The following is a 20,203-nucleotide window of genomic DNA, read 5'->3' as shown; positions in this document are numbered from 1 at the left end:
CAAAACAGGCTCTAACAAACGGGTTTCATGCCGCGCCCTGCCCGATCTCGGGCAATTTCGGCACGGCTTGGATCAGAGTTTGCGTATACGGGTGCTGCGGGTCCGCGAACACGCGCTCGGTCTCGCCCTGCTCGACGATCTTTCCCGACTGCATCACCATCACCCGGTCGGTGATGGTGCGCACCACGCTCAGGTCATGGCTGATGAACAGGTAGGTCAGGTCATAGGCCGCACACAGCTCGGCCAACAGGTCGAGGATCTGCGCCCGGACCGAAACATCCAGCGCCGAGACGGCCTCGTCGAACAGGATCAGCTCGGGCCGGATCATCAGGGCGCGGGCGATGGCGATGCGCTGCCGCTGCCCGCCCGAGAATTCGTGGATGTATTTTCCCGCATCGTCCGGCGAGAGCCCCACGGCGGTCAGCATCTCGGCGATACGATGCTGCCGCTCGGACCCGGTGGGCGGCGCTTCCAGCAGGTGAAAAGGCTCGGTGATCAGGCGGGCAACCCGGTGGCGGGGGTTGAAGCTGCCGAACGGGTCCTGGAACACCACCTGCATCTTGCGGCGCACGGCCAGATTGGGTTTGTGCCCGGTGAAAACCGGCTGGCCGTCCAGCAGGATCTGCCCGCGCTGAACCTCCTCAAGCCCCAAGATTGCCCGTGTCAGGGTCGATTTTCCGCAGCCGGACTCGCCCACAAGTCCAAGGCGTTCGCTCCGGTTCAGCGTGAAACTGACGTGATCCACGGCCCGGTGATGAACGGGCTTTTCAAACAACCGCGTGCGCGGCAGGCGATAGTCGCGCACCACGTTGCGAACCTCGAGCAGCGGCGCGGGCGCAGGCGGCGCAGGCAATGCGACCCTGTGGCCCGAGGCCTGAAACAGCATCCGCGTATAGGGATGCTGCATGTGGCGCAGCAGGTGGTCGGTGGCCCCGGTTTCGACCACCCGCCCCTTCTGCATCACCACGATCCGGTCGGCCATGTCGGCCACCACCGCCAGATCGTGGGTGATCATCAGCAGGCCCATGCCGTATTCCGTGACCAGCCCCTTTAGCAGGTCGAGGATTTGCGCCTGCGTGGTCACGTCCAGCGCGGTTGTCGGCTCGTCCGCGATCAGCAGCCGGGGGCGCAGAGCGATGGCCATGGCGATCACCACCCGCTGCCGCTGCCCGCCCGACAGTTCGTGCGGATAGCGCGACAGGGGAAAGCGGTCGGGCGGCAGGCCGACGCGGGTCAGAACCTCTTGGGCGCGCGTGCGGGCGGCGTCGCGGGGCATGGCCTTGTGGATCAGGATGGTCTCCATCACCTGATCACCGATGGTCTTCACCGGATTGAGCGCCGTCATCGGCTCTTGGAACACCATCCCGACGGCCGCGCCGCGCAGGCGGCACATCTCGTCCTCGGGGCTGTTCAGAACCGCGTGCCCGTCCAGGCGGACCGAGCCGGTGGCCACGGTCCCTGCGGGCAGCAACTGCATCACCGCCAGTGCTGTCATCGACTTGCCCGAGCCGCTCTCACCGGTGACGGCCACGATCTGCCCGGGGTCGATGGACAGGCTGACATGGTCCAGAACGGGGGCCCCGTGGATCGACAGCGACAGGTTATGGATTTCCAGCAGGCTCATGCGCGGGCCACCCGGATGCGGGGGTCCAGCCAATCGCGCAGCCCGTCGCCCAGCAGGTTCAGCCCCAGCACCGTCACGATGATCGCCAGCCCCGGAATCAGAGCCAAATGCGGGGCAAAACTGACCATCGTCTGCGCATCCGCCAGCATCCGGCCCCAGCTGGGCGTGGGCGGCTGCGCACCGAGGCCGACATAGGACAGCCCCGCCTCGGCCAGAATACCAAGGCTGAACTGGATGGTGCCCTGCACGATCAGCAGGTTGGCGACGTTGGGCAGGATGTGCTCGGCCGAGATCCGCGCCGCGCCCTTGCCCGCCACACGGGCGGCGAGGATGAACTCGCGCTCCCACAGGGACAGCGCCGCGCCGCGGGTGATGCGGGCAAAGACGGGGATGTTGAAGATGCCGATGGCGATGATGGCATTCACCGCACCGGGGCCGAAGACGGCGGTGATCAGGATCGCGATCACCAGCGAGGGGAAGGCAAACACCAGATCGTTGCCGCGCATGATCAGCTCGTCCAGCCACGACCCCTTGCGCGCCGCGGCCGCCAGCCCCAGCGGCGCGCCCAGCGCCATGCCGATGCCCACCGCCACCAGCGCAACGGCGATCGAGGTGCGCGCGCCCACCATGATCATCGAGAACATGTCGCGCCCGAAATGATCGGTACCGAACCAGTGTTGCGCATTGGGCGGCTGCAGCTTTTCGGGGATGTTCAGCGCGGCGTGGTCATAGGGTGTCCAGACGAAGGACAGCAGGGCCATCAGCACCACCACCGAGGACAGCGCCGCCCCCAGGATCAGCGCGCGGCTCATGTGCGGCTCCGCAACCGGGGATCGACCGCGGCATAGGCCAGATCGACCAGGAAGTTCACCGTGATGACCGCAAAGACCAGCAGCATCACCACCGACTCCACCACGATCAGGTCCCGCGCCGAAATCGCCTGGAACACCAGCCGCCCCAACCCGGGCAGGTAGAAGACCTGTTCGATGATGATCGACCCGGCCAGCAGGAAAGAAAACTGCAGCCCGATTATGGTCAGCACCGGGATCAGCGCGTTGCGCACCCCGTGCCGCCACAGCGCCTGACGGCGCGACAGGCCCTTGGCGCGGGCGGTGCGCATGAAATCCTCACCCAGAATGTCCAGCAGCGCCGAACGCATGACCCGCGCCAGGATCGCCGCCTGCGGCAGGGCCAGCGCGATCGCCGGCAGGGTCAGCGAATGCAGCCCGGCCCACAGGCCGTTGTCCCACCCCGCGAAGCCGCCCGCGTTGAACCAGCGCAGATTGATGGCGAAGATCAGCACCAGCATCATCGCAAACCAGAAGTTCGGCACCGCGATGCCCAGCTGCGTGGCTCCCATCACCGCCAGATCGCCCGGTTTCCCCCGGCGCGCGGCGGCGTAGATACCGACCGGAAAGGCAATCAGCGTCGACAATGTCAGCGCATAGAGCGCCAGCGGCAGCGACACCCACAGCCGGTCGGCCACCATCTGCGCCACCGGCGTGCGATAGGTGTACGAGGTGCCGAAATCTCCGGCCAGCATGCCGCTGACCCAGTTCAGATAGCGCTGCGGCCGCGACACGTCCAAGCCCAGCTCGGCGCGCAGGGCGGCCAGAGTTTCGGGCTGGGCGTTCACCCCCAGCATGAACGAGGCCGGATCCCCCGGTGCCACCTCGATCACCGCGAAGATGACCACCGAAGCGACGGCCAGGCTGAGTGCCAGCGAAATCAGACGTTTGAGCGCATATCGGAGCATTGCCGCCACGTTAGGCCGGGATTGGCCGCCGGTCCAGCGGCACAGCGCGTCAGGGCTGCATCAGAAACGCCCAGACCGCGTAGCCCACGATCGCGGCATAGCCCAGCGGATAGATCCATTTGATCGCATAGTTGTCCAGCTTGCGCGCCGTGTCCTCGCGCCCCGAAACCTTGAGCCGCCGCAGCATCACGTTGAACACCACCAGCGCCCCGGTCATCAGGAACATGCATTGCAGAATGAAATCCAGAAAGGTCAGATAGCCCAGCTTGGGCAGATCGGCCGAGATCGCCCAGTTGAAGGCGACAAAGACCAGCAGGTTGGCCCCGGCGATGTCGATCCGCTTGCGGTATTCGTCCAGAAAGAACAGCGCCCAGCCGACCAGAACCAGCACCAGCATGGGCAGGAACACCCGGATGACATAGTAGGTCAGATGGCGCTTGCCCTGAAAGACCAGCGACACCTGATCGCTTTCATTGCCCGACAGGCCGGTCGTGGTCGAGGCCAGCATGCGGGCGTTGCCCAGAATCCACTCCTCTTCGCCCAGCGTGTCGCCCAGCCCCGAAAACTGGTCCAGCGCGTAGTAATGCACGAAGTCGGACGGAAAGACCGAGACGACCTCGAAGTGGAACTCCTGCGTGTCGAAGGGGAACCTGAGGAAGTTGAAATGCGGCGCCTGCAGCGTCAGCGAAGATTTCTCGACAAAGGTCACATGCCCATCATGGCGCAGGGCGGCCGCGGATTCGTGCACCCAGCGGTTGGATTGCTGGTTGTGGATGACGAAGGCCGGAACCACCGCATCCCGCGTGGCTGCATGGCGCACGAAGGCCGGCGGATCGAACACGCGGAAATCGCGGCCCAGCTCATCCGGATCGAACGCCAGGGCCGGATCGCTCCATTCAAACCGCAGCACGACCACGGCTCCATAATTCTCGGCCTTCTGATCGACCGAGGTGATCTGGTCGATCTTGATGCCGACGCCGACCTCGACCTGGTTTTCCGGGGTACCCAACAGCGCGCTGTGGCCATCCTGAAACAACCCCTGCGCGCCCGAGGGCCCCGACAGGGCCAAGGCGACCATGAAGAAAAACACCGAAACCAGGCAACGTGTCATCTGAAACAGACCCTAATTTTGGGAAACGGGCCCGCCGGGCGGACCCGCAAGGCTCAGTCCGCCCAGCTGATCGCGGTCAGGTCGATGGCCGCCGTGGGCGCGTTTTCCCACAGACCCTGAACACCGGCCTTGGCCACGCCCAGTTTGGCAAGTTGGAACAGGTAGCCGTTGACGTAATCCTCGGCGATCATGCGCTGCGCCTCGCCCAGCAGGCGGGTGCGTTCGTCGGGGTCGGTGGTGGCGTTCAGCGTCGCCATCAGGGCCTGGAAGTCCGGGTTGTCATATTGGAAGTAGTAATCCGGCCGGGCATAGATGCCGATGTCCATCGGCTCGGTATGGCTGACGATGGTCAGGGCGAAATTCTTGCCCTTGAACACGGTTTCCAGCCACTGCGCCCATTCCACGTTGATGATCTCGGCCTTGATGCCCACCTCGGCCAGCTGCGCGGCCACGATCTCGCCCCCGCGGCGGGCGTAGGAGGGCGGCGGCAGGTGCAGCGTGGTTTCGAACCCGTCTGCGAACCCGGCCTCGGCCAGCAGGGCGCGGGCCTTGTCCGGGTCATGCGCCGACAGGCCGGTCAGATCGACATAGGCCGGGTTGTGCGGTGCGAAATGCGTGCCGATCGGCGTGCCGTAGCCGAACATCGCGCCGTCGATGATGGCCTGACGGTCGATCGCATGGGCCAGCGCCTGCCGCACCCGCACGTCGTCAAAGGGCGGCTTCTTGTTGTTGGTCGCCAGAATGGTCTCGCCCTCGGTCGAGCCGACAAGCACCTGGAACCGCGGGTCGGCCTCGAACTGCGGCAGGTTCTCGGGGGCGGGGAAATTGTCGAACACGTCCACGTCCTCGGCCATCATCGCGGCAAAGGCGGCGGTTGGGTCCGAGATGAACTTGAACGTGGCCTGCTCCAGCGCGGGTTGGTCACCCCAGTAATCAGGGTTGCGCTCCAAGGTGATGCGGTCGCCCTGGACCCATTCGGCGAACTTGTAGGCGCCGGTGCCCACCGGGTTGGTCTTGATACCCTCGATGCTTTCGGGCGCCACGATCACCGCGTCGCCCCAGGCCAGGTTGAACAGGAAATTGCCGTTGGGTTCCGCCAAAGTGATTCTGACGGTCAGCGGGTCCACGACCTCGACGCTTTCGATCCCGGCGAACAGGGCCTTCTGCGCATTGGCGCTGTCCTCGGCGGTGGCGCGGTCGAGGCTGAACTTCACGTCCTCGGCATCCATCGTGGTGCCATCGTGGAAAGTGACGCCATCGTGCAGCGTGAAGGTATAGACGGTGCCATCCTCGGAGATCTCCCAGCTTTCGGCCAGCCCGGGCACGACCGAGCCATCGCCCATGAACCGGGTCAGCCCTTCGAACACGTTGGTGTAGACGACCGAATCGATGGCTTGTGCGGCGGCGCTGGTCGGGTCCAGATGCGGCGGTTCCAGCTGCATGGCGATGGTGATGTCCGACCGGGCCATGGCCTGCGAGGCGAGAAGCCCCACGCCCAGCGCCATGGCGCCGGCAAAGGTGCGAAAGAACGGCTTGGTCATGTAAATTCCCTCCCAGAATGTGCGGATGGGCGGCGGCTGACGCGGCCCTGACGGTAACAATGTCCCTGCAAACCTTGGGTCATTCAAGGAAATGTTCGCGCAACCGGGGTTTCTCTGGCCCCCGCCGATCTGCTATGCCGCGCTGCAACATGAACCCCGCGAGGAGCGAGCATGAGCGCCACCGCCCGCAAGAAAGCCCCGAATGCCGAGGATATCCGCGCCCGCAAAGGGGGCGATCCGCTGGTCAGCCTGACCGCCTATACCACGCCGATGGCCCGGCTGATGGACCCCCATTGCGATTTCGTCCTGGTGGGCGACAGCGTCGGCATGGTGCTGCACGGGCTAAGCTCGACCCTGGGCGTGACGATGGAGATGATGATCCTGCACGGGCAGGCTGTCGCGCGCGGGCTGGAGACGGCGATGATGGTCATCGACATGCCCTTTGCCAGCTATGAAGAAGGCCCTGCGCAGGCCTTCCGCAACGCGGCCCGTCTGATGGCCGAGACCGGTGCCGGCGCGGTCAAGCTGGAAGGCGGGGTCGAGATGGCCGAGACGATCCGCTTTCTGGTCAAGCGCGGTATCCCGGTGATGGCGCATGTGGGTCTGACGCCGCAGTCGATCAATACGCTGGGCGGCTACAAGGTGCAGGGCCGCGACGAACAGGCCGAGACGGTGCTGGCCGACGCCCGCTCCGTGGCCGAGGCCGGGGCGTTTTCGGTCGTGCTCGAGAAGGTTCCGCAGGGTCTGGCCGACCGGATCACCGCCGAGGTGCCCATCCCCACCATCGGCATCGGCGCCTCGGCAGGCTGTGACGGACAGATCCTGGTGGTCGATGACATGCTGGGCTTTTTCACCGCCTTCAAACCGAAATTCGTCAAACGCTATGCCGATCTGGGCCCGCTGGCCGAGGCCGCCATCGCCGAATACGCCGCCGAGGTGCGCGCCCGCACCTTCCCCGCGGCCGAGCATGTGTTTGCCGACCAGGCCCCTGCCAAGGGGGGCAAGGCATGACCGCGCCCATCCTGCGCACCCTTTCTGAGCTGCGCGCCAAGACCCGGGCCTGGCGCCGGGCGGGCCAGACCATCGGCGTGGTGCCCACCATGGGCGCGCTGCATCAGGGGCACCTGTCGCTGGCACAGGCGGCGCGGGCTGATTGCGACCGGGTGATCGTGACGATCTTCGTCAATCCCAAACAGTTCAACAACCCCGAGGATCTGGCCAAGTATCCGCGCACCGAGCAGGACGACGCGGCCAAGCTGGCACCGCTGGGGGTTGATGCGATCTATGTCCCCGACCCGGGCCAGATCTATCCGGACGGCTTCGCCACCACCGTGTCCGTCGCCGGGCTGACCGACGTGATGGAGGGCGAATTCCGCCCCGGACATTTCGACGGCGTGGCGACCGTCGTGGCAAAACTGTTCCTGCAGACGCAGGCGGACAGGGCCTATTTCGGGGAAAAAGACTATCAGCAGTTGATGGTCGTGCGGCGCATGGCCCGCGATCTGGACATCCCGATCGAGGTGATCGGCTGCCCCACCGTGCGCGAGCCCTCGGGGCTGGCGATGTCCTCGCGCAATCTGCGCCTGTCGGGCCAGGGGCTGGCGACCGGGGCGCGGATGCATGCGGTGATGCAGGACATGGCCGGGCAGTTGGCGCAGGGCGCCGCGTTCGCCGATCTGGTGGGGCCGGCCCGCGAGACGCTGCTGGCGGCGGGCTTTTCCGAGGTGGAATATATCGACCTGCGCTGCGCCGAAACGCTTGCGCCGCTGACCGCCGCCACCCGCCCCGCGCGCCTGTTCGCCACCGCCTGGCTGGAGGGCGTGCGCCTGATCGACAATATCGACGTGCCTGTGGCCTGAAACTGGGGTCTGGAACGGCCCCGACCAATCGCCTAAGGTCCCCTGAAAATGACGACTGGGGGAGCACGGGCATGACCCATATTCTGGCAATCGATCAGGGCACCACGTCCTCGCGCGCGATCCTGTTCGACGCGCAGATGCAGCGCGTGGGCACCGCACAGCAGGAATTCACCCAGTATTTCCCGCAGGAAGGCTGGGTCGAACACGACCCCGAGGAAATCTGGGACAGTGTTCTGAATGTCTGCCGGCAGGTGATGGACAAGGTGGGCGTCGCGGCCGACCAGATCGCCGGGATCGGCATCACCAACCAGCGCGAAACCACCGTGGTCTGGGACAAGACAAGCGGCAAGGCCATCCACAACGCCATCGTCTGGCAAGACCGCCGCACCGCCGAGATCTGCCAGCGGTTCCGCGACGCGGGCTGCGAGGATGACGTGACCGCCCAGACCGGCCTGCTGCTCGACCCGTATTTCTCGGGCACCAAGGTCAAATGGCTGCTGGACACCGTGCCCGGCGCGCGCGACCGGGCCGAGGCAGGCGAGCTGCTGTTCGGCACCATCGACAGTTTCCTGATCTGGCGCCTGACCGAGGGCCGCGTCCACGCCACCGACGCCACCAACGCCGCACGCACCCTGCTGTTCGACATCCACAAGGGCAACTGGAGCGCCGAGATCTGCGATCTGCTGGACGTGCCGCTTGCCATGCTGCCCGAGGTGCGCGACTGCGCGGCCGATTTCGGCCAGACCGGCCTGTTCGGCGGGATGATCCCGATTCTGGGCGTGGCCGGCGACCAGCAGGCCGCCACGATCGGGCAGGCCTGTTTCCAGCCGGGCATGATGAAATCCACCTATGGCACCGGCTGTTTTGCGCTGCTGAACACCGGCACGCAGCCGGTGGAGTCGAAAAACCGCCTGCTGACCACCATCGCCTATCAGCTGGGCGGTCAGCGGACCTATGCGCTGGAAGGCTCGATCTTCATCGCGGGTGCGGCGGTGCAGTGGCTGCGCGACGCGCTGCGGATCATCGACTCGGCCCCGCAAAGCGGCGAGCTGGCGGCGCAGGCCGACCCCAACCAGCATGTGGTGCTGGTACCCGCCTTCACCGGACTGGGCGCGCCCTATTGGAAGCCCGAATGTCGCGGCGCCATGTTCGGCCTGACCCGCAACTCGGGCCGGGCCGAGATCGCGCGGGCCACGCTGGAAAGCATCGCCTTCCAGACCCGCGACCTGTGGCACGCGATGCAGGGCGATTGGGGCGCCGAGGCCGACGTGATCCTGCGGGTCGATGGCGGGATGAGCGCGTCCGACTGGGCGATGCAGGGGCTGTCGGACATTCTGGGCGCGCCGGTCGACCGGCCGGTGATGCAGGAAACCACGGCGCTGGGCGCGGCCTGGCTGACGGGGATGAAGGCCGGGGTCTATCCCGATCAGGCCGGATTTGCCGACACCTGGGCGCTGGACCAACGGTTCGAACCGATCCTGCCCGAATCTGACCGCGAGGCGGCCTATGCGCGCTGGAAACGGGCAGTGCAGGCCACCATGGCGTTCTGATCCGTTCTGACCCGCGGCGCAGCCCGGGTCAGCCGTGATCCTTCAGCAGGCGCTGTTTCTGGCGCGACCAGTCGCGCTTGGCCTGGGTTTCGCGCTTGTCGTGGTTCTTCTTGCCCTTGGCGATGCCGATCTTCAGTTTGGCCCGGCCCTTGTGGTTGAAATACAGCACCAGCGGTACCAGGGTCATGCCCTTGCGCTGGGTGGCGGCCCACAGGTTCGACAGCTCTTTGCGGGACACCAGCAGCTTGCGCCGGCGGCGCTCGTCGTGCTTGAACGCCTTGGCCTGTTCGTAGGGCGCGATGTAGCTGTTGATCAGCCACAGTTCGCCATCCTCGACCGCGGCATAGCTTTCGGCGATGTTCGCCCCGCCCGCGCGCAGGGACTTGACCTCGGACCCTTCCAGCACGATGCCGCACTCGAGATCCTCTTCGATCGCGTAATCGAAGCGGGCCCGCCGGTTTTCGGCGATCACCTTGTAGTTGGGGTCTGTCTTCTGCTTGTGCTTGGCCATGACGCCGTGATGTATGCGGCTTCGTCAGCCCTTGCAAGATGGGCGCGTCAGGATTTGGCCGAGATGATCAGGTCGGGGCCAAAGATCGTGTCGGCGTGGTTGTGCAGATAGATCTTCAGCCACGGGGTGAACCGTTCGGGATGACGGCGCACTTCGGCCAGCAGGTCGTGATAGTCGATCCAGCGGATCTCCATCACCTCGTCGGGTTTGGGCTCGATCTTCAGGGGTCCGCGCACATGCGCCAGGAACACGTCCACGACCTCGTTCTCGACCATCCCGTTGCCGACATCCGCGTGATATTCCAGCCGGTGCCGGTATTCGGGGTACAGTCCGGTGATGCCCAACTCCTCGCGCAGGCGGCGCACCGCGCAGTCCGAGGAGTTCTCGTCCCAGTCGGGATGGGTGCAGCAGGTGTTCGCCCACAGGCCGGGCGTGTGATATTTGCCCAGCGCGCGGCGCTGCATCAGAATCTCGGTGCCCCGCACGACGAAGACCGAGACCGCCTTGTGCTTGAGCCCCTTTTCGTGGGCTTCCAGCTTGTCCACGGGTGTCAGCTTGCCATGAACCCAAGCCGGGATCATGATTCCCATCTGTCCTCTCCTGATGTGACTGCGTCGGTCTGGCGGCATCGGCGACTGGGCGCGATGCGCTGGCGGGTTTGGCGCAGCGTTTGTTGGTCTGCGTCGAATCTGGCGATGATCGAGGTTCCAATCAAGCGCACGAAAGGCCGCAGGGCTGCGGCCTTTTGTACTTGCTCCGGTTTTCTGGCAAGCGCGGCTTATTCAGCCGAAACGCTCTGCAGATAGGCAAAGACGTCCTCGCCACCCTTCTTCAGCTTGAAGGTCATCTTCGACTTGGCCGAAGTCTCACCCAGGTAGTCTTTCAGGAAACCCTTGGGATCCTGAACATAGGCGACGAAGCTTTCCTCGTCCCAGACCAGACCTTTTTCACCGGCCGCAACCAAGCTGTCACCATACTTGAAGCCTTCTTCGGTGCCGGCGGTGCGGCCGACCACGCCATAGAGGTTCGGACCGGTCTTGCCGCCCTTGACGATCGTCTCGCCCTCGGGCGTTGCGATCATGTGACAGGACTTGCACTTGTTGAAAGCCTTCTTGCCGGCTTCGGCGTCGCCTTCGGCCAGGGCCGGCACGGCCAGCAGGCCGACGATGGCAGTCGCGATGATACGTTTCATTGGCGTTGCTCCGATATGAATTGGCTGCCCCTTAACCAGTATCAAACGCGCGCAGAGTCAATGCGCAATTTGACGCGCGGCGGCGACCTGACGCAGCCGAAAAGGTATATTTTCAACGCGTATTTTGCAGATCCGACCAGCACGGCAACAGGTCGCCCGGCGCCGGTTTCGCATGGTAGACCGCGCGTGCGATGGCACGGGTCAGGCACAGAGCCGCGGCGTGACCCAGCAGGGCCAGATCGGCCTCGGCCGAAGGGATCCGCCCCGTGCTGACGCCGAACACCAGGTCGCCATCGCCCGGCGTGTGGGCGGGCAGGATGGCGCGGGCGATCCCGTCATGGGCGGCCACCGCCATGCGCTGGCATTGCGGTTTGGTCAGGGCCGCATCGGTGGCGACGATGGCGATGGTCGTGTTGGCCTTGTCGGGCGGGGGATGGCCCATCGCCCGGGCCTTGCGGCTGGGCGCGGGGTCCCCCAGACCGGACGCCGCATCCGGCCCCAGCCCGCCGAACTCGGCCCCGATCTCGAACGGGGCGGCCCAGAAATGCCGGTCGCCCGGGGTGGTGACGCTGCCCAGCGGGTTGGCCGCCACCAGCGCACCTACGGCCACGCCGCCCGGCAACACCGCCGAGGCCGAGCCCAGCCCGCCCTTGCACATGGCCGTCAGCGCGCCGGTTCCGGCCCCGGCGCTGCCCAGATCGAACGTGTCCGCCGCAGCGTCAAATGCGGCCCGGCCCAAGGCGCGGTACGGGTTTTCACCCCACGCCTTGTCGCCGCCGTTCAGCAGATCGAACAGAATCGCGCCGGGCACGATCGGCACCACGGCCGGCCCCACCTGAAACCCGCGACCCTGCGCATGCAGCGCGTCCATCACGCCCGAACAGGCATCCAGCCCGAAGGCCGAGCCCCCCGAAAGCACGATCGCATCCACCCGGTCAACGGTTTTGTCGGCGGCCAACAGATCGGTCTCGCGCGTGCCGGGGGCGCCCCCCATCACATGTACCGAGGCCCGCAGGGGCTGATCTCCGGTCAGGACGGTGACACCTGATTTCAGAGCCGCGTCCTGAGCGTTGCCCACCAGCAGGCCGGGCACGTCGGTGATCAAGTTTCTGGGTCCGGGGGTCATTTGGGTTTGTCCTTTTCTGCGGGAAAGCGCGCTGGTGCGCGCTGCCTCCGGCGGGGATATTTTGGGCCAGATGAAGGGGCAGTCAGATGCAGCGGCCCCCGTCCACCTCGAGCGCGGCGCCGGTGATCATGCTGGCCTCGTCCGAGCACAGGAAACAGGCGGCGTTGCCCATGTCCTGCGGGGTCGAGAACCGGCCCAACGGGATGGTCGACAGGAACCTGGCGCGAATTTCGGGCGTGTCCTCGCCCATGAAGGACTTCAGCAGGGGTGTTTCGCCGGCCACCGGGCAGATTGCGTTCACGCGCACACCGGACGGGGCCAGTTCGACCGCCATCGTCTTGGTTGCGGTGATCATCCAACCCTTGGAGGCGTTGTACCAGTTCAGGTTCGGGCGCGGCGACAATCCGGCGGTCGAGGCGACGTTCAGGATCGCCCCCGATCCGCGCGATTTCATATGCGGCACCAGCGCCCGCGCGGTCAGAAAGACCGACTTCATGTTCACGCGATAGACGCGGTCGAAATCTTCGTCGCTGACCTCCTCCAGCGGCCTCGGCAGGTGGGTCACGCCGGCATTGTTCACCAGGATGTCCAGATGGCCGTAGAGGTTCAGCGCCGCATCCGCCATCGCCTGGACCGTGTCGCCGTCGGAGACATCCACCTGGCAGTGGTCGGCCAGAGGACCCAGCGTTGCCGCCATGTGACGCGCGGCATCCCCGTTGATGTCGGCGATCATCACCCGTGCGCCCTCGGACAGGAACTTCTGCACGATCCCGGCCCCGAACCCGGATGCGCCGCCGGTCACGATTGCGGTTTTTCCCTCCAGCCTCATGGCCTTGCCTCCCTGCCGCCTGTCGCGGTCAGACTAGCAACGGCAGGGAAAGATGCCAGATCAATCTTCCGCCACCTTTCCGCGCAGCGCCTTGACGTCCGACCGGGCCTTTTTTGCCGCCAACCGGCGCTTGACCGAACCATAGGTGGGTTTCGTCGCGATCCGCCGCTTGGGTTTGACCAGCGCCTTGCCGATCAGCTCGGCCAGACGGGCGCGGGCGATCTCGCGGTTGCGGGCCTGGCTGCGGGTCTCGTCGCATTGGATGATGATCGCGCCATCCTTGGTCCAGCGCCGCCCGGCCAGCCGTTTCAGCCGCGCTTTGACCGGACCTGGCAGCGAGGGCGAGCGCGCGGCCTCGAAGCGCAGCTCGACCGCGGTCGAGACCTTGTTCACGTTCTGCCCGCCGGGACCCGAGGCGCGGATGAAGCTCTCGGTCATTTCCCAATCGTGCAGGGTGATATCGTCGGTGATGCGCAACATGGGCGCGACCTTACAGGCGCCACCCGGAAACAGAAAGGGCCGCCCCGGCGGGACGGCCCTTCGAAAGTTCAGGAGGTCGGGTCGGTTAGATCAATCGACCAGCCGGAGCGCGCGCTCCGCCAAGGGCTGCCCTAGCAGGCGGTCCCCCCGGTTGTTCCGACACCTCTCTCCAATCTCTTTCTCGACACTGGATCACCTCCTTTTCTATCTGTTGCGGTTGAAAAGGATGGTGACACAACTTGTGCCATTCTCAAAGCGTTTTTTACGCGGGCTGTGCGGTCAGGCGCGCGACGATCACCTTGAAGGGGATCAGTGCGACCAGGGCCAGCGACAGCTTCACCAGCCAGTCTGCAAAGGCCAGCGTCACCCACAGGGGCGCCTCGGGGCCCGACAGCATGAAGGGCACGGGCTCCCACGCCCAATTGATGGCCGCATCCGCGTCGGCGCCAAAGAAGGTCACCGAGGCCGAGAAGGCGATGGTGAAGAAGATCGCGGTATCCAACGCCGATCCGACCAGGGTGGATACCAGCGGCGCGCGCCACCAGCGGCCTTCACGCATGGCGTTGAACACGGTGACGTCGGTCAGCTGCGCGATCAGGAACGCGGTTCCCGAAGCCACGGCGATGCGCAACGGCACGGCGGCGTAGGTGAAGCCGTCGCCCTGCAGCATGATCTGGCTGCCGATCAGCGAGCAGATCACACCGGTGACGAAGCCGGCAAACACGACCTTGCGGGCCGGGCCCACGCCATAGACGCGGTTCATGATGTCGGTGACCAGAAAGGCCATTGGATAGGTGAAGGCACCCCAGGTCAGCAGCCCGTCAAAGATCAGGAACTGGACCAGGATGTTCGAGGCCACGACGATGGCGGCCATGGCAAGAATGCCGGGGATAAAGTTGCGTTGCATGTTCTGATGCCCGTTTTGACAAGGTAGCGGCGACTTGGCCCCGGGGGTATCCCAAGGCAAGCCGCGCTTTTAGGCCCGGGATCGGAACGTGTCAATCCGGCAGCAGATATTCGACCAGTTCGGTGCGTTGCAGCGCCAGAAAGTTGTCGTCCGATATCATCGTGGCCCGCAACCGCCTCTGCCCGTCGCGCCAGACCGACAGCCCCTCGAGGTTGTCATGGGTTCCGGTTCCAGTCTGGAAGAGGGTTTCTTCAGCCGCAGGTGTATCGCCGTCGATCCGCCACCGACGCAGCCGCGACCGGAACCCGATCAGAGCGACCGCGCGTTCCAGCACGTAGAACCGCCCGTCCGGGCCGAAATCGGCCGCTACGGGCAGAAAACCGTCCCGCTGCGCCAGGACGAAGGGCGTGGACCAGGCGCGCCCGTTCCAGCGATAGACCGGAATGTCGCCATTTGCCGTGCGGCTTTTCTCGGGCAACGTGTACAGGCGGCCCTGCGCGTCGATGGCCAGCCCCTCGAACGAACCGTTCTGGTCGAGCCCGTCAAAGGCCTTGGGGCGCGGCAGCACCTGAGCATGGGCACCGGGCGCGGCATAACGGGCCACGCGATGCACGCCTTCGAACGAGATGTAGAAGCTGCCATCCGGCGCCAGCGCCAGCCCCTCGGAATCACCCGAGCTGCCGGGCATGATCCGTCCCCGGCTGGACAGAACCGGCCAGTGGCCAACAACACCGATGCCGACAATCTGATCGCCATCCCGGCCGATGCGGACCGATACCAGGGTGGAGCGGTCGCTCAGCACCCATGCGCGCTGCCCGTCATCCGAGACATGGATGGCGGAAAACCCGCCGAACCAGTCATGGCCGGCGCGCCATGCAAAGCTGCCCAGATATTCGGCCGATTTGACTTCTACCGCCCAGGCGGAGCCGGCCAGAAACAGGCTGGCGATCAGTTGGACTGCAAGACGGCGGCGCATTGCTGGGGCAGATCCGCCAGAACATATTCGCGCCGTTTCTTCGGAGGCGGCGCGTTGGGGTCGGGCGGCGGCGGGTTCAAGATGTTGCGCACCCACTGCTCGGCCTCGGCGCAGCCGTCGCCTTTGGGCGGTGGATCCTGATTGACGCACCCGCGTGAGCCGCGCGGACAGTTCAGCCGGACGTGGAAGTGATAATGATGCCCCCACCAGGGCCGAATCTTGCGCAGATAGGCACGGTTGCCCTTCTCTTCCTTGCACATCTGCACCTTGGCGCCCGGAAAAACGAAGATGCGGGCCACGCGCTTGTCCTTGGCCGCCGCGCGCAGGATGGCGTGGTGCTGTTTCGTCCAGTTGCCGTTCACATAGGCCCCGTTCGCGCGCCGCAGAGAGATGGACGAGATGTTCTCGCGCGCCTTGCGCGACAGGCGCATGTTGTCACCGGGCAGCATCCAGATGTCGATGTCCAGGCCCAGCTGGTGGCTGCGGTGGCCCGAGGTCATCGGCCCGCCCCGCGGCTGGCTGATATCCCCGATGTAAAGCCCGTTCCATCCGGGTTGCTTTGCCGCAAAACGGCTGAGGTCCTGCACGAAGTCGATGGCCTGCGGATGGCCCCAGTTGCGGTTGCGCGACAGACGCATCGCCTGCCAGGTGGGTCCGGTCTCGGGCAGTTGCACCGATCCGGCGGCGCATCCGCGCGAATAACTGCCGAAAGCGGCCGGTTTTTGTTGCGAACCGACCTTCTGAGCCCCGAACAACTGCTTGGCCAGCGGTTGGGCCCCGGCCGCCCCGGCCAGCGCAACTCCTGTCAAAAATACCAAAAAACGTAATGAAATCATCTGCTCTGATCCCCTTCCGGTTTGACCCAGCGCATTAGGAACAATCCCAGAATAAACAACCCGACGATCGGAGACACCCCCAACCGCGCGCTGCCGGTCGCGGTTGTCGCAATTCCGATCAGCAAAGGCGCGGCAAAGGCGGTGGCGCGGCCCGACAGACCATAGAGGCCAAAGCTCTCGACCGGGGCGGCCGGGTCGGTGTGGCGCACCATCAGCGACCGGCTGGCCGATTGCAGAATGCCCCCCATCCCGCCGATCAGGATGCCGCAGCCAAAGAACACCATGTCCGGCAGGCCCGAGCCTTGGGGCAGGGCGATGCCGAAGATCTGCGTCCGGTCCATCGACACGATGGTGGTGCAGACCAGGATCAGAACCCAGATCGCGGTCAGGATCACCGGCTTGGGGCCGAATTTCCGGTCCAGCTTGCCGCCGATCCAGGCGAAAACTGCCGAAGCCAGCACGCTGATGATGCCGAAGACGCCGATCTTGATCAGGTTCCATTCCAGCACCAGCCGCGCATAGACGCCGCCGAAACTGTACAGCCCGTTCAGCGCGTCCCGATAGAACATCGATGACCCCAGATAGCTGGCAAGGCTGACCCGGTACCGCAAGGCGGCCACGGATTTGCCAAGCAGGCGCAGCGCCTCGGATACGCTGCCCTTTTTGTCGGCGGCGGGATCGTCGCGCACCCACAGGAAATACGGGACCATGAACAGGATGAACCACCCGGCGGTGAACGGCCCAACGAAACGCGTGCCTTCGCGCGCGCCGGCGTCCAGCCCGAACAGCGGCTCCATTCCGATCAGCGTCTTGCCGTTGGGCTGCTCGACGAACAGCGCCAGCATGATCGCCAGGGAAATCAGCCCGCCGAAATAGCCGAAGGCAAAGCCCGAGCCCGAGATCTCGCCCACCTCTTTGTCGTCCCCCAGATCGGGCAGTTGCGAGTTGATGAAGATCAGCGCGTATTCCGCCCCCACGAAGCCCAGACCGAAGGCCGACAGCATCAGCCACATGTTCGACCCGTCCGGCAGCGTGAACCACAGCGCCGCAGACCCCGCGGCATACATCACCGAAAAGGTAAAGATCCACGGGATGCGCCGCCCCGAGACGTCGGCCATCGCCCCCAAGAGCGGCGCGCCGAAAGCGATGATCAGCCCGGTGATCGTCAGGCAGTTGGCCCAGACCGTCTGCGCCTGCGCGGCGGCGGCTTCGGCATCCATCCCGGCGGTTGCGTAATATTCGGCCGCAACGCCGGCGAAATACGGGCCAAAGACAAAGGTCACCAACAGGATGTGATACGGCTGGCTGGCCCAGTCGAAAAACCACCAGCCCCAGATGCGCCTGCGCTTGGAAATCTCTGCCATCTCTGCCCCTTGCCTGCTTTTGAATTAATAAGACGGGCCTTTGGGGCATTTCGCAAGCGTTCTGTGACTGCGGGCTTGCCTATTGCCGCTTGGGCACTTAGGTCTCGGGCCGTACGGAAAACGAGGTGCCCATGCTGTCGCTGATCCAAATTTTGCTGCTGATCCTGGACATCGTCTGGTTCATCATCCTGGCCCATGTGATCATGAGCTGGCTGATCAACTTCCAGGTCCTGAACCTGCATCAACAGCTGGTCGCCCAGATCTGGTACGGCCTGAACCGCCTGCTCGAGCCGATCTACGGCCCGATCCGCCGCATTCTGCCCAACATGGGCGGTCTGGATCTGACGCCGCTGGTGGTGCTGATCGGGGTCTATGCCCTGCGGATCATCCTGATCAACAACATGGTCTATTTCTACTGACCTCTTGTTCCCCGATTCCGACTATGTGATTGTCCGTTCAAGAGCAGTCAAATCTTGAAACAGGGCACCCCCGCACATGTTCGACGCCGCGCCTCTGCTGCGAGATGTCTTTGGATTCGATGAGTTCCGCCCCGGGCAGGAAGAGATCGTCGATGCCGTGACCGCCGGCGAGAACGTGCTGGCCATCATGCCCACCGGGGGCGGCAAATCCCTGTGTTATCAACTGCCTGCCCTGCTGCGCGACGGGGTCACGGTGGTGATCTCGCCGCTGATCGCGCTGATGCGCGACCAGGTGCGCGGGCTGCAAGAGGCCGGGGTCGAGGCCGGTGCGCTGACCTCGGGCAACACGCCCGAGGAAACCGATGCCGTGTGGGAGGCGCTCGAGGCCGGGCGGCTGAAGCTGCTGTATATGGCGCCCGAACGGCTGGCGGCGGGTTCGGCGCTGGGGATGCTGCGGCGCATCAATGTCAGCCTGATCGCCGTGGACGAGGCCCATTGCGTCAGCCAGTGGGGCCATGATTTCCGCCCTGACTATCTGCGGATCGGAGAGCTGCGGCGCGCGCTGAACGTGCCCTTGGCCGCCTTCACCGCCACGGCGGATGCGGAAACGCAGGACGAGATCGTAGAAAAACTGTTCGACGGCACGCCCCCGCGCAAGTTCCTGCGCGGCTTCGATCGGCCGAACATCCATCTGGCCTTTGCCGCCAAGGACAGCCCGCGCAAGCAGATCCTGGATTTCGCAGACGCACGCCGCGGCCAGTCGGGCATCGTTTATTGCGGCACCCGCAACAAGACCGAAGTGCTGGCGCAGGCCCTGCGCGAACAGGGCCACAGCGCCTGTCACTATCACGGCGGGATGCAGGCCGAGGACCGCCGCATCGTCGAAACCCGCTTCGCGCGCGAGGACGGGCTGATCGTGGTGGCCACCGTGGCCTTCGGCATGGGCATCGACAAGCCCGACATCCGCTGGGTCGCCCATGCGGACCTGCCGAAATCGATCGAGGCCTATTACCAGGAAATCGGCCGCGCTGGCCGCGACGGTGGACCGGCCGAGACTCTGACCCTGTTCGGCCCCGATGACATCCGCCTGCGCCGCAGCCAGATCGACGAGGGGCTCGCCCCGCCCGAACGCCGCGCCGCCGACCATGCCCGCCTGAACGCGCTGCTGGGTCTGGCCGAAGCGCTGCACTGCCGCCGCCAGACTCTGCTGGGCTATTTCGGGGAAGAGGCCCAGCCCTGCGGCAAATGCGACCTGTGCGACAGCCCGCCCGAGCTTTTCGACGGCACCACCCCGGTGCGCATGGCCTTGTCTGCCATCCTGCGCACCGAGGAATGGTTTGGTTCGGGCCACCTGATCGACATCCTCTTGGGCAACGACACCGACAAGATCCGCGCGCGGCGGCATGACGAATTGCCCACCTACGGCATCGGCAAGGACTGGTCGCGCCCGCAATGGCAGGCGATCTTCCGGCAGATGATGGGCCACGACCTGGTGCGCCCCGACCCCGAACGCCACGGCGCCCTGCGCATGACCGAGGCCGCCAAGCCGATCCTGAAGGGCGAGGCGCAGATCACCCTGCGCAAGGACACGCTGCGCAAGGCCACCCGGCGGCCCGCGGTCAAGATGATGGTCTCGGACGAGGACGCGCCCCTGCTGTCGGCGCTCAAGGCCAAACGCCGCGCCCTGGCCGAGGCCGCCCGTGTGCCCGCCTATGTCATCTTCCCCGACCGCACGCTGATCGAGATGGCGGAAAAACGCCCCATGACCCTGGACGAGATGGCCCGGATCGGCGGTGTCGGCGCCAAAAAGCTGGACCGATACGGCGACACCTTCCTTGAGGTGATCGCGGGCGAGGCGCAGGCGCTGCACCCGGCGCGCCGCAAGCTGGCCGGGCGCGAACAAGGCGATATCTACGACCGACTGCTCGAGGTGCAGGCGCAGCTGGCCCGAGGCCCCAACGGGATCGACAAACCGCTGAGCTGTTCCGCCTCGCAACTGGCCAAGGTGGCACAGATGCGCCCCGACGACGAACGCGCGCTGGAGCAGGTGCTGGGCGACCGCCGCGCCGAACGTTTCGCGGCCGCCTTTCTGGACGTGCTGCGCGCGGCGGGCTAGGTATCG

Annotated in this window: 20 protein-coding genes; 5 read left to right on the top strand and 15 right to left on the bottom strand. The window is 65.4% G+C overall.

The genetic code is table 11. The features are described 5' to 3' along the window. Nucleotides 1-25: 25 nt before the first annotated feature. Genes F3H26_RS01145 through F3H26_RS01125 form a run of 5 tightly spaced genes read right to left on the bottom strand, consistent with a single transcriptional unit; the run spans nt 26 to nt 6,032 of the window. Nucleotides 26-1,624 (bottom strand): ABC transporter ATP-binding protein, encoded by a 1,599-nt coding sequence (locus F3H26_RS01145; protein ID WP_149774227.1) that lies wholly within the window; start codon nt 1,622-1,624, stop codon nt 26-28. Further along, a complete protein-coding gene (locus F3H26_RS01140; RefSeq protein WP_149774226.1) occupies nt 1,621-2,436 on the bottom strand; it encodes an ABC transporter permease in 816 nt (271 codons plus the stop codon). The genes F3H26_RS01145 and F3H26_RS01140 overlap by 4 nt, the downstream gene beginning before the upstream one ends. Then, nucleotides 2,433-3,380 (bottom strand): ABC transporter permease, encoded by a 948-nt coding sequence (locus F3H26_RS01135; protein ID WP_149774225.1) that lies wholly within the window; start codon nt 3,378-3,380, stop codon nt 2,433-2,435. The genes F3H26_RS01140 and F3H26_RS01135 overlap by 4 nt, the downstream gene beginning before the upstream one ends. Before the next feature lie 49 nt (nt 3,381-3,429). Further along, on the bottom strand, nt 3,430-4,491 hold the full coding sequence (locus F3H26_RS01130) for a ligand-gated ion channel (RefSeq protein ID WP_149774224.1): 1,062 nt from the start codon (nt 4,489-4,491) through the stop codon (nt 3,430-3,432). Between the two features lie 53 nt (nt 4,492-4,544). Beyond that, nucleotides 4,545-6,032, bottom strand: coding sequence for an ABC transporter substrate-binding protein (locus F3H26_RS01125; protein ID WP_149774223.1), 1,488 nt, complete (start codon nt 6,030-6,032; stop codon nt 4,545-4,547). A 171-nt stretch (nt 6,033-6,203) separates the two neighbouring features. On the opposite strand from F3H26_RS01125, the gene panB reads away from it, so the two are divergent. From panB to glpK, 3 genes are all read left to right on the top strand, one after another. Continuing rightward, the gene (gene panB, locus F3H26_RS01120; RefSeq protein ID WP_149774222.1) at nt 6,204-7,043 is read left to right on the top strand and encodes a 3-methyl-2-oxobutanoate hydroxymethyltransferase; all 840 of its coding nucleotides are present in this window, start codon (nt 6,204-6,206) and stop codon (nt 7,041-7,043) included. Then, nucleotides 7,040-7,891, top strand: coding sequence for a pantoate--beta-alanine ligase (panC, locus tag F3H26_RS01115; RefSeq protein WP_149774221.1), 852 nt, complete (start codon nt 7,040-7,042; stop codon nt 7,889-7,891). Before panB ends, panC begins: the two co-directional genes overlap by 4 nt. Nucleotides 7,892-7,962: 71 nt before the next feature. After that, on the top strand, nt 7,963-9,441 hold the full coding sequence (glpK, locus tag F3H26_RS01110) for a glycerol kinase GlpK (RefSeq protein WP_149774220.1): 1,479 nt from the start codon (nt 7,963-7,965) through the stop codon (nt 9,439-9,441). A 28-nt stretch (nt 9,442-9,469) separates the two neighbouring features. On the opposite strand, the gene smpB is transcribed toward glpK, so the two are convergent. From smpB to F3H26_RS01060, 10 genes are all read right to left on the bottom strand, one after another. Then, nucleotides 9,470-9,952 (bottom strand): SsrA-binding protein SmpB, encoded by a 483-nt coding sequence (gene smpB / locus F3H26_RS01105; RefSeq protein ID WP_149774219.1) that lies wholly within the window; start codon nt 9,950-9,952, stop codon nt 9,470-9,472. Nucleotides 9,953-9,999: 47 nt separating this feature from the next. Further along, nucleotides 10,000-10,542, bottom strand: a complete 543-nt coding sequence (gene idi, locus F3H26_RS01100) for an isopentenyl-diphosphate Delta-isomerase (protein ID WP_149774218.1) — start codon at nt 10,540-10,542, stop codon at nt 10,000-10,002. Nucleotides 10,543-10,730: 188 nt separating this feature from the next. Continuing rightward, nucleotides 10,731-11,144: a c-type cytochrome gene (locus F3H26_RS01095; RefSeq protein ID WP_149774217.1), complete on the bottom strand. Its 414-nt coding sequence runs from the start codon at nt 11,142-11,144 to the stop codon at nt 10,731-10,733. Nucleotides 11,145-11,256: 112 nt separating this feature from the next. Next, complete coding sequence (locus tag F3H26_RS01090) at nt 11,257-12,270, bottom strand: P1 family peptidase (protein WP_149774216.1); 1,014 nt, start codon at nt 12,268-12,270, stop codon at nt 11,257-11,259. Nucleotides 12,271-12,352: 82 nt separating this feature from the next. Then, nucleotides 12,353-13,099 (bottom strand): SDR family oxidoreductase, encoded by a 747-nt coding sequence (locus F3H26_RS01085; RefSeq protein WP_149774215.1) that lies wholly within the window; start codon nt 13,097-13,099, stop codon nt 12,353-12,355. Between the two features lie 60 nt (nt 13,100-13,159). Further along, nucleotides 13,160-13,579, bottom strand: coding sequence for an alternative ribosome rescue aminoacyl-tRNA hydrolase ArfB (gene arfB, locus F3H26_RS01080; protein WP_149774214.1), 420 nt, complete (start codon nt 13,577-13,579; stop codon nt 13,160-13,162). 262 nt (nt 13,580-13,841) lie between these two features. Beyond that, a complete protein-coding gene (locus tag F3H26_RS01075) occupies nt 13,842-14,486 on the bottom strand; it encodes a queuosine precursor transporter (RefSeq protein WP_149774213.1) in 645 nt (214 codons plus the stop codon). Nucleotides 14,487-14,577: 91 nt separating this feature from the next. Then, nucleotides 14,578-15,462: an esterase-like activity of phytase family protein gene (locus F3H26_RS01070; RefSeq protein ID WP_149774212.1), complete on the bottom strand. Its 885-nt coding sequence runs from the start codon at nt 15,460-15,462 to the stop codon at nt 14,578-14,580. After that, a complete protein-coding gene (mepA, locus tag F3H26_RS01065; protein ID WP_149774211.1) occupies nt 15,435-16,298 on the bottom strand; it encodes a penicillin-insensitive murein endopeptidase in 864 nt (287 codons plus the stop codon). Before mepA ends, F3H26_RS01070 begins: the two co-directional genes overlap by 28 nt. Next, nucleotides 16,295-17,662, bottom strand: a complete 1,368-nt coding sequence (locus tag F3H26_RS01060) for an MFS transporter (protein ID WP_149774210.1) — start codon at nt 17,660-17,662, stop codon at nt 16,295-16,297. Before F3H26_RS01060 ends, mepA begins: the two co-directional genes overlap by 4 nt. Before the next feature lie 131 nt (nt 17,663-17,793). Here F3H26_RS01060 and F3H26_RS01055 point away from each other — a divergent pair, with 131 nt between their 5' ends. Then, nucleotides 17,794-18,081 (top strand): YggT family protein, encoded by a 288-nt coding sequence (locus F3H26_RS01055; RefSeq protein ID WP_149774209.1) that lies wholly within the window; start codon nt 17,794-17,796, stop codon nt 18,079-18,081. Nucleotides 18,082-18,157: 76 nt separating this feature from the next. Further along, the gene (recQ, locus tag F3H26_RS01050) at nt 18,158-20,197 is read left to right on the top strand and encodes a DNA helicase RecQ (protein WP_149774208.1); all 2,040 of its coding nucleotides are present in this window, start codon (nt 18,158-18,160) and stop codon (nt 20,195-20,197) included. Nucleotides 20,198-20,203: the final 6 nt, after the last annotated feature.

The sequence above is a fragment of the Ruegeria intermedia genome, assembly GCF_900129345.1.
In the GTDB taxonomy this organism is placed as follows: Bacteria; Pseudomonadota; Alphaproteobacteria; order Rhodobacterales; family Rhodobacteraceae; genus Ruegeria; species Ruegeria intermedia.
This window is presented reverse-complemented; position numbering and strand designations above follow the sequence as displayed.

Bases quoted from the DNA above. Each gene is read 5' to 3' on its own strand.
- F3H26_RS01145 (WP_149774227.1), bottom strand. From the start codon at position 1,624: ATGAGCCTGCTGGAAATCCATAACCTGTCGCTGTCGATCCACGGGGCC.
- F3H26_RS01140 (WP_149774226.1), bottom strand. From the start codon at position 2,436: ATGAGCCGCGCGCTGATCCTGGGGGCGGCGCTGTCCTCGGTGGTGGTG.
- F3H26_RS01135 (WP_149774225.1), bottom strand. From the start codon at position 3,380: ATGCTCCGATATGCGCTCAAACGTCTGATTTCGCTGGCACTCAGCCTG.
- F3H26_RS01130 (WP_149774224.1), bottom strand. From the start codon at position 4,491: ATGACACGTTGCCTGGTTTCGGTGTTTTTCTTCATGGTCGCCTTGGCC.
- F3H26_RS01125 (WP_149774223.1), bottom strand. From the start codon at position 6,032: ATGACCAAGCCGTTCTTTCGCACCTTTGCCGGCGCCATGGCGCTGGGC.
- panB (WP_149774222.1), top strand. From the start codon at position 6,204: ATGAGCGCCACCGCCCGCAAGAAAGCCCCGAATGCCGAGGATATCCGC.
- panC (WP_149774221.1), top strand. From the start codon at position 7,040: ATGACCGCGCCCATCCTGCGCACCCTTTCTGAGCTGCGCGCCAAGACC.
- glpK (WP_149774220.1), top strand. From the start codon at position 7,963: ATGACCCATATTCTGGCAATCGATCAGGGCACCACGTCCTCGCGCGCG.
- smpB (WP_149774219.1), bottom strand. From the start codon at position 9,952: ATGGCCAAGCACAAGCAGAAGACAGACCCCAACTACAAGGTGATCGCC.
- idi (WP_149774218.1), bottom strand. From the start codon at position 10,542: ATGGGAATCATGATCCCGGCTTGGGTTCATGGCAAGCTGACACCCGTG.
- F3H26_RS01095 (WP_149774217.1), bottom strand. From the start codon at position 11,144: ATGAAACGTATCATCGCGACTGCCATCGTCGGCCTGCTGGCCGTGCCG.
- F3H26_RS01090 (WP_149774216.1), bottom strand. From the start codon at position 12,270: ATGACCCCCGGACCCAGAAACTTGATCACCGACGTGCCCGGCCTGCTG.
- F3H26_RS01085 (WP_149774215.1), bottom strand. From the start codon at position 13,099: ATGAGGCTGGAGGGAAAAACCGCAATCGTGACCGGCGGCGCATCCGGG.
- arfB (WP_149774214.1), bottom strand. From the start codon at position 13,579: ATGTTGCGCATCACCGACGATATCACCCTGCACGATTGGGAAATGACC.
- F3H26_RS01075 (WP_149774213.1), bottom strand. From the start codon at position 14,486: ATGCAACGCAACTTTATCCCCGGCATTCTTGCCATGGCCGCCATCGTC.
- F3H26_RS01070 (WP_149774212.1), bottom strand. From the start codon at position 15,462: ATGCGCCGCCGTCTTGCAGTCCAACTGATCGCCAGCCTGTTTCTGGCC.
- mepA (WP_149774211.1), bottom strand. From the start codon at position 16,298: ATGATTTCATTACGTTTTTTGGTATTTTTGACAGGAGTTGCGCTGGCC.
- F3H26_RS01060 (WP_149774210.1), bottom strand. From the start codon at position 17,662: ATGGCAGAGATTTCCAAGCGCAGGCGCATCTGGGGCTGGTGGTTTTTC.
- F3H26_RS01055 (WP_149774209.1), top strand. From the start codon at position 17,794: ATGCTGTCGCTGATCCAAATTTTGCTGCTGATCCTGGACATCGTCTGG.
- recQ (WP_149774208.1), top strand. From the start codon at position 18,158: ATGTTCGACGCCGCGCCTCTGCTGCGAGATGTCTTTGGATTCGATGAG.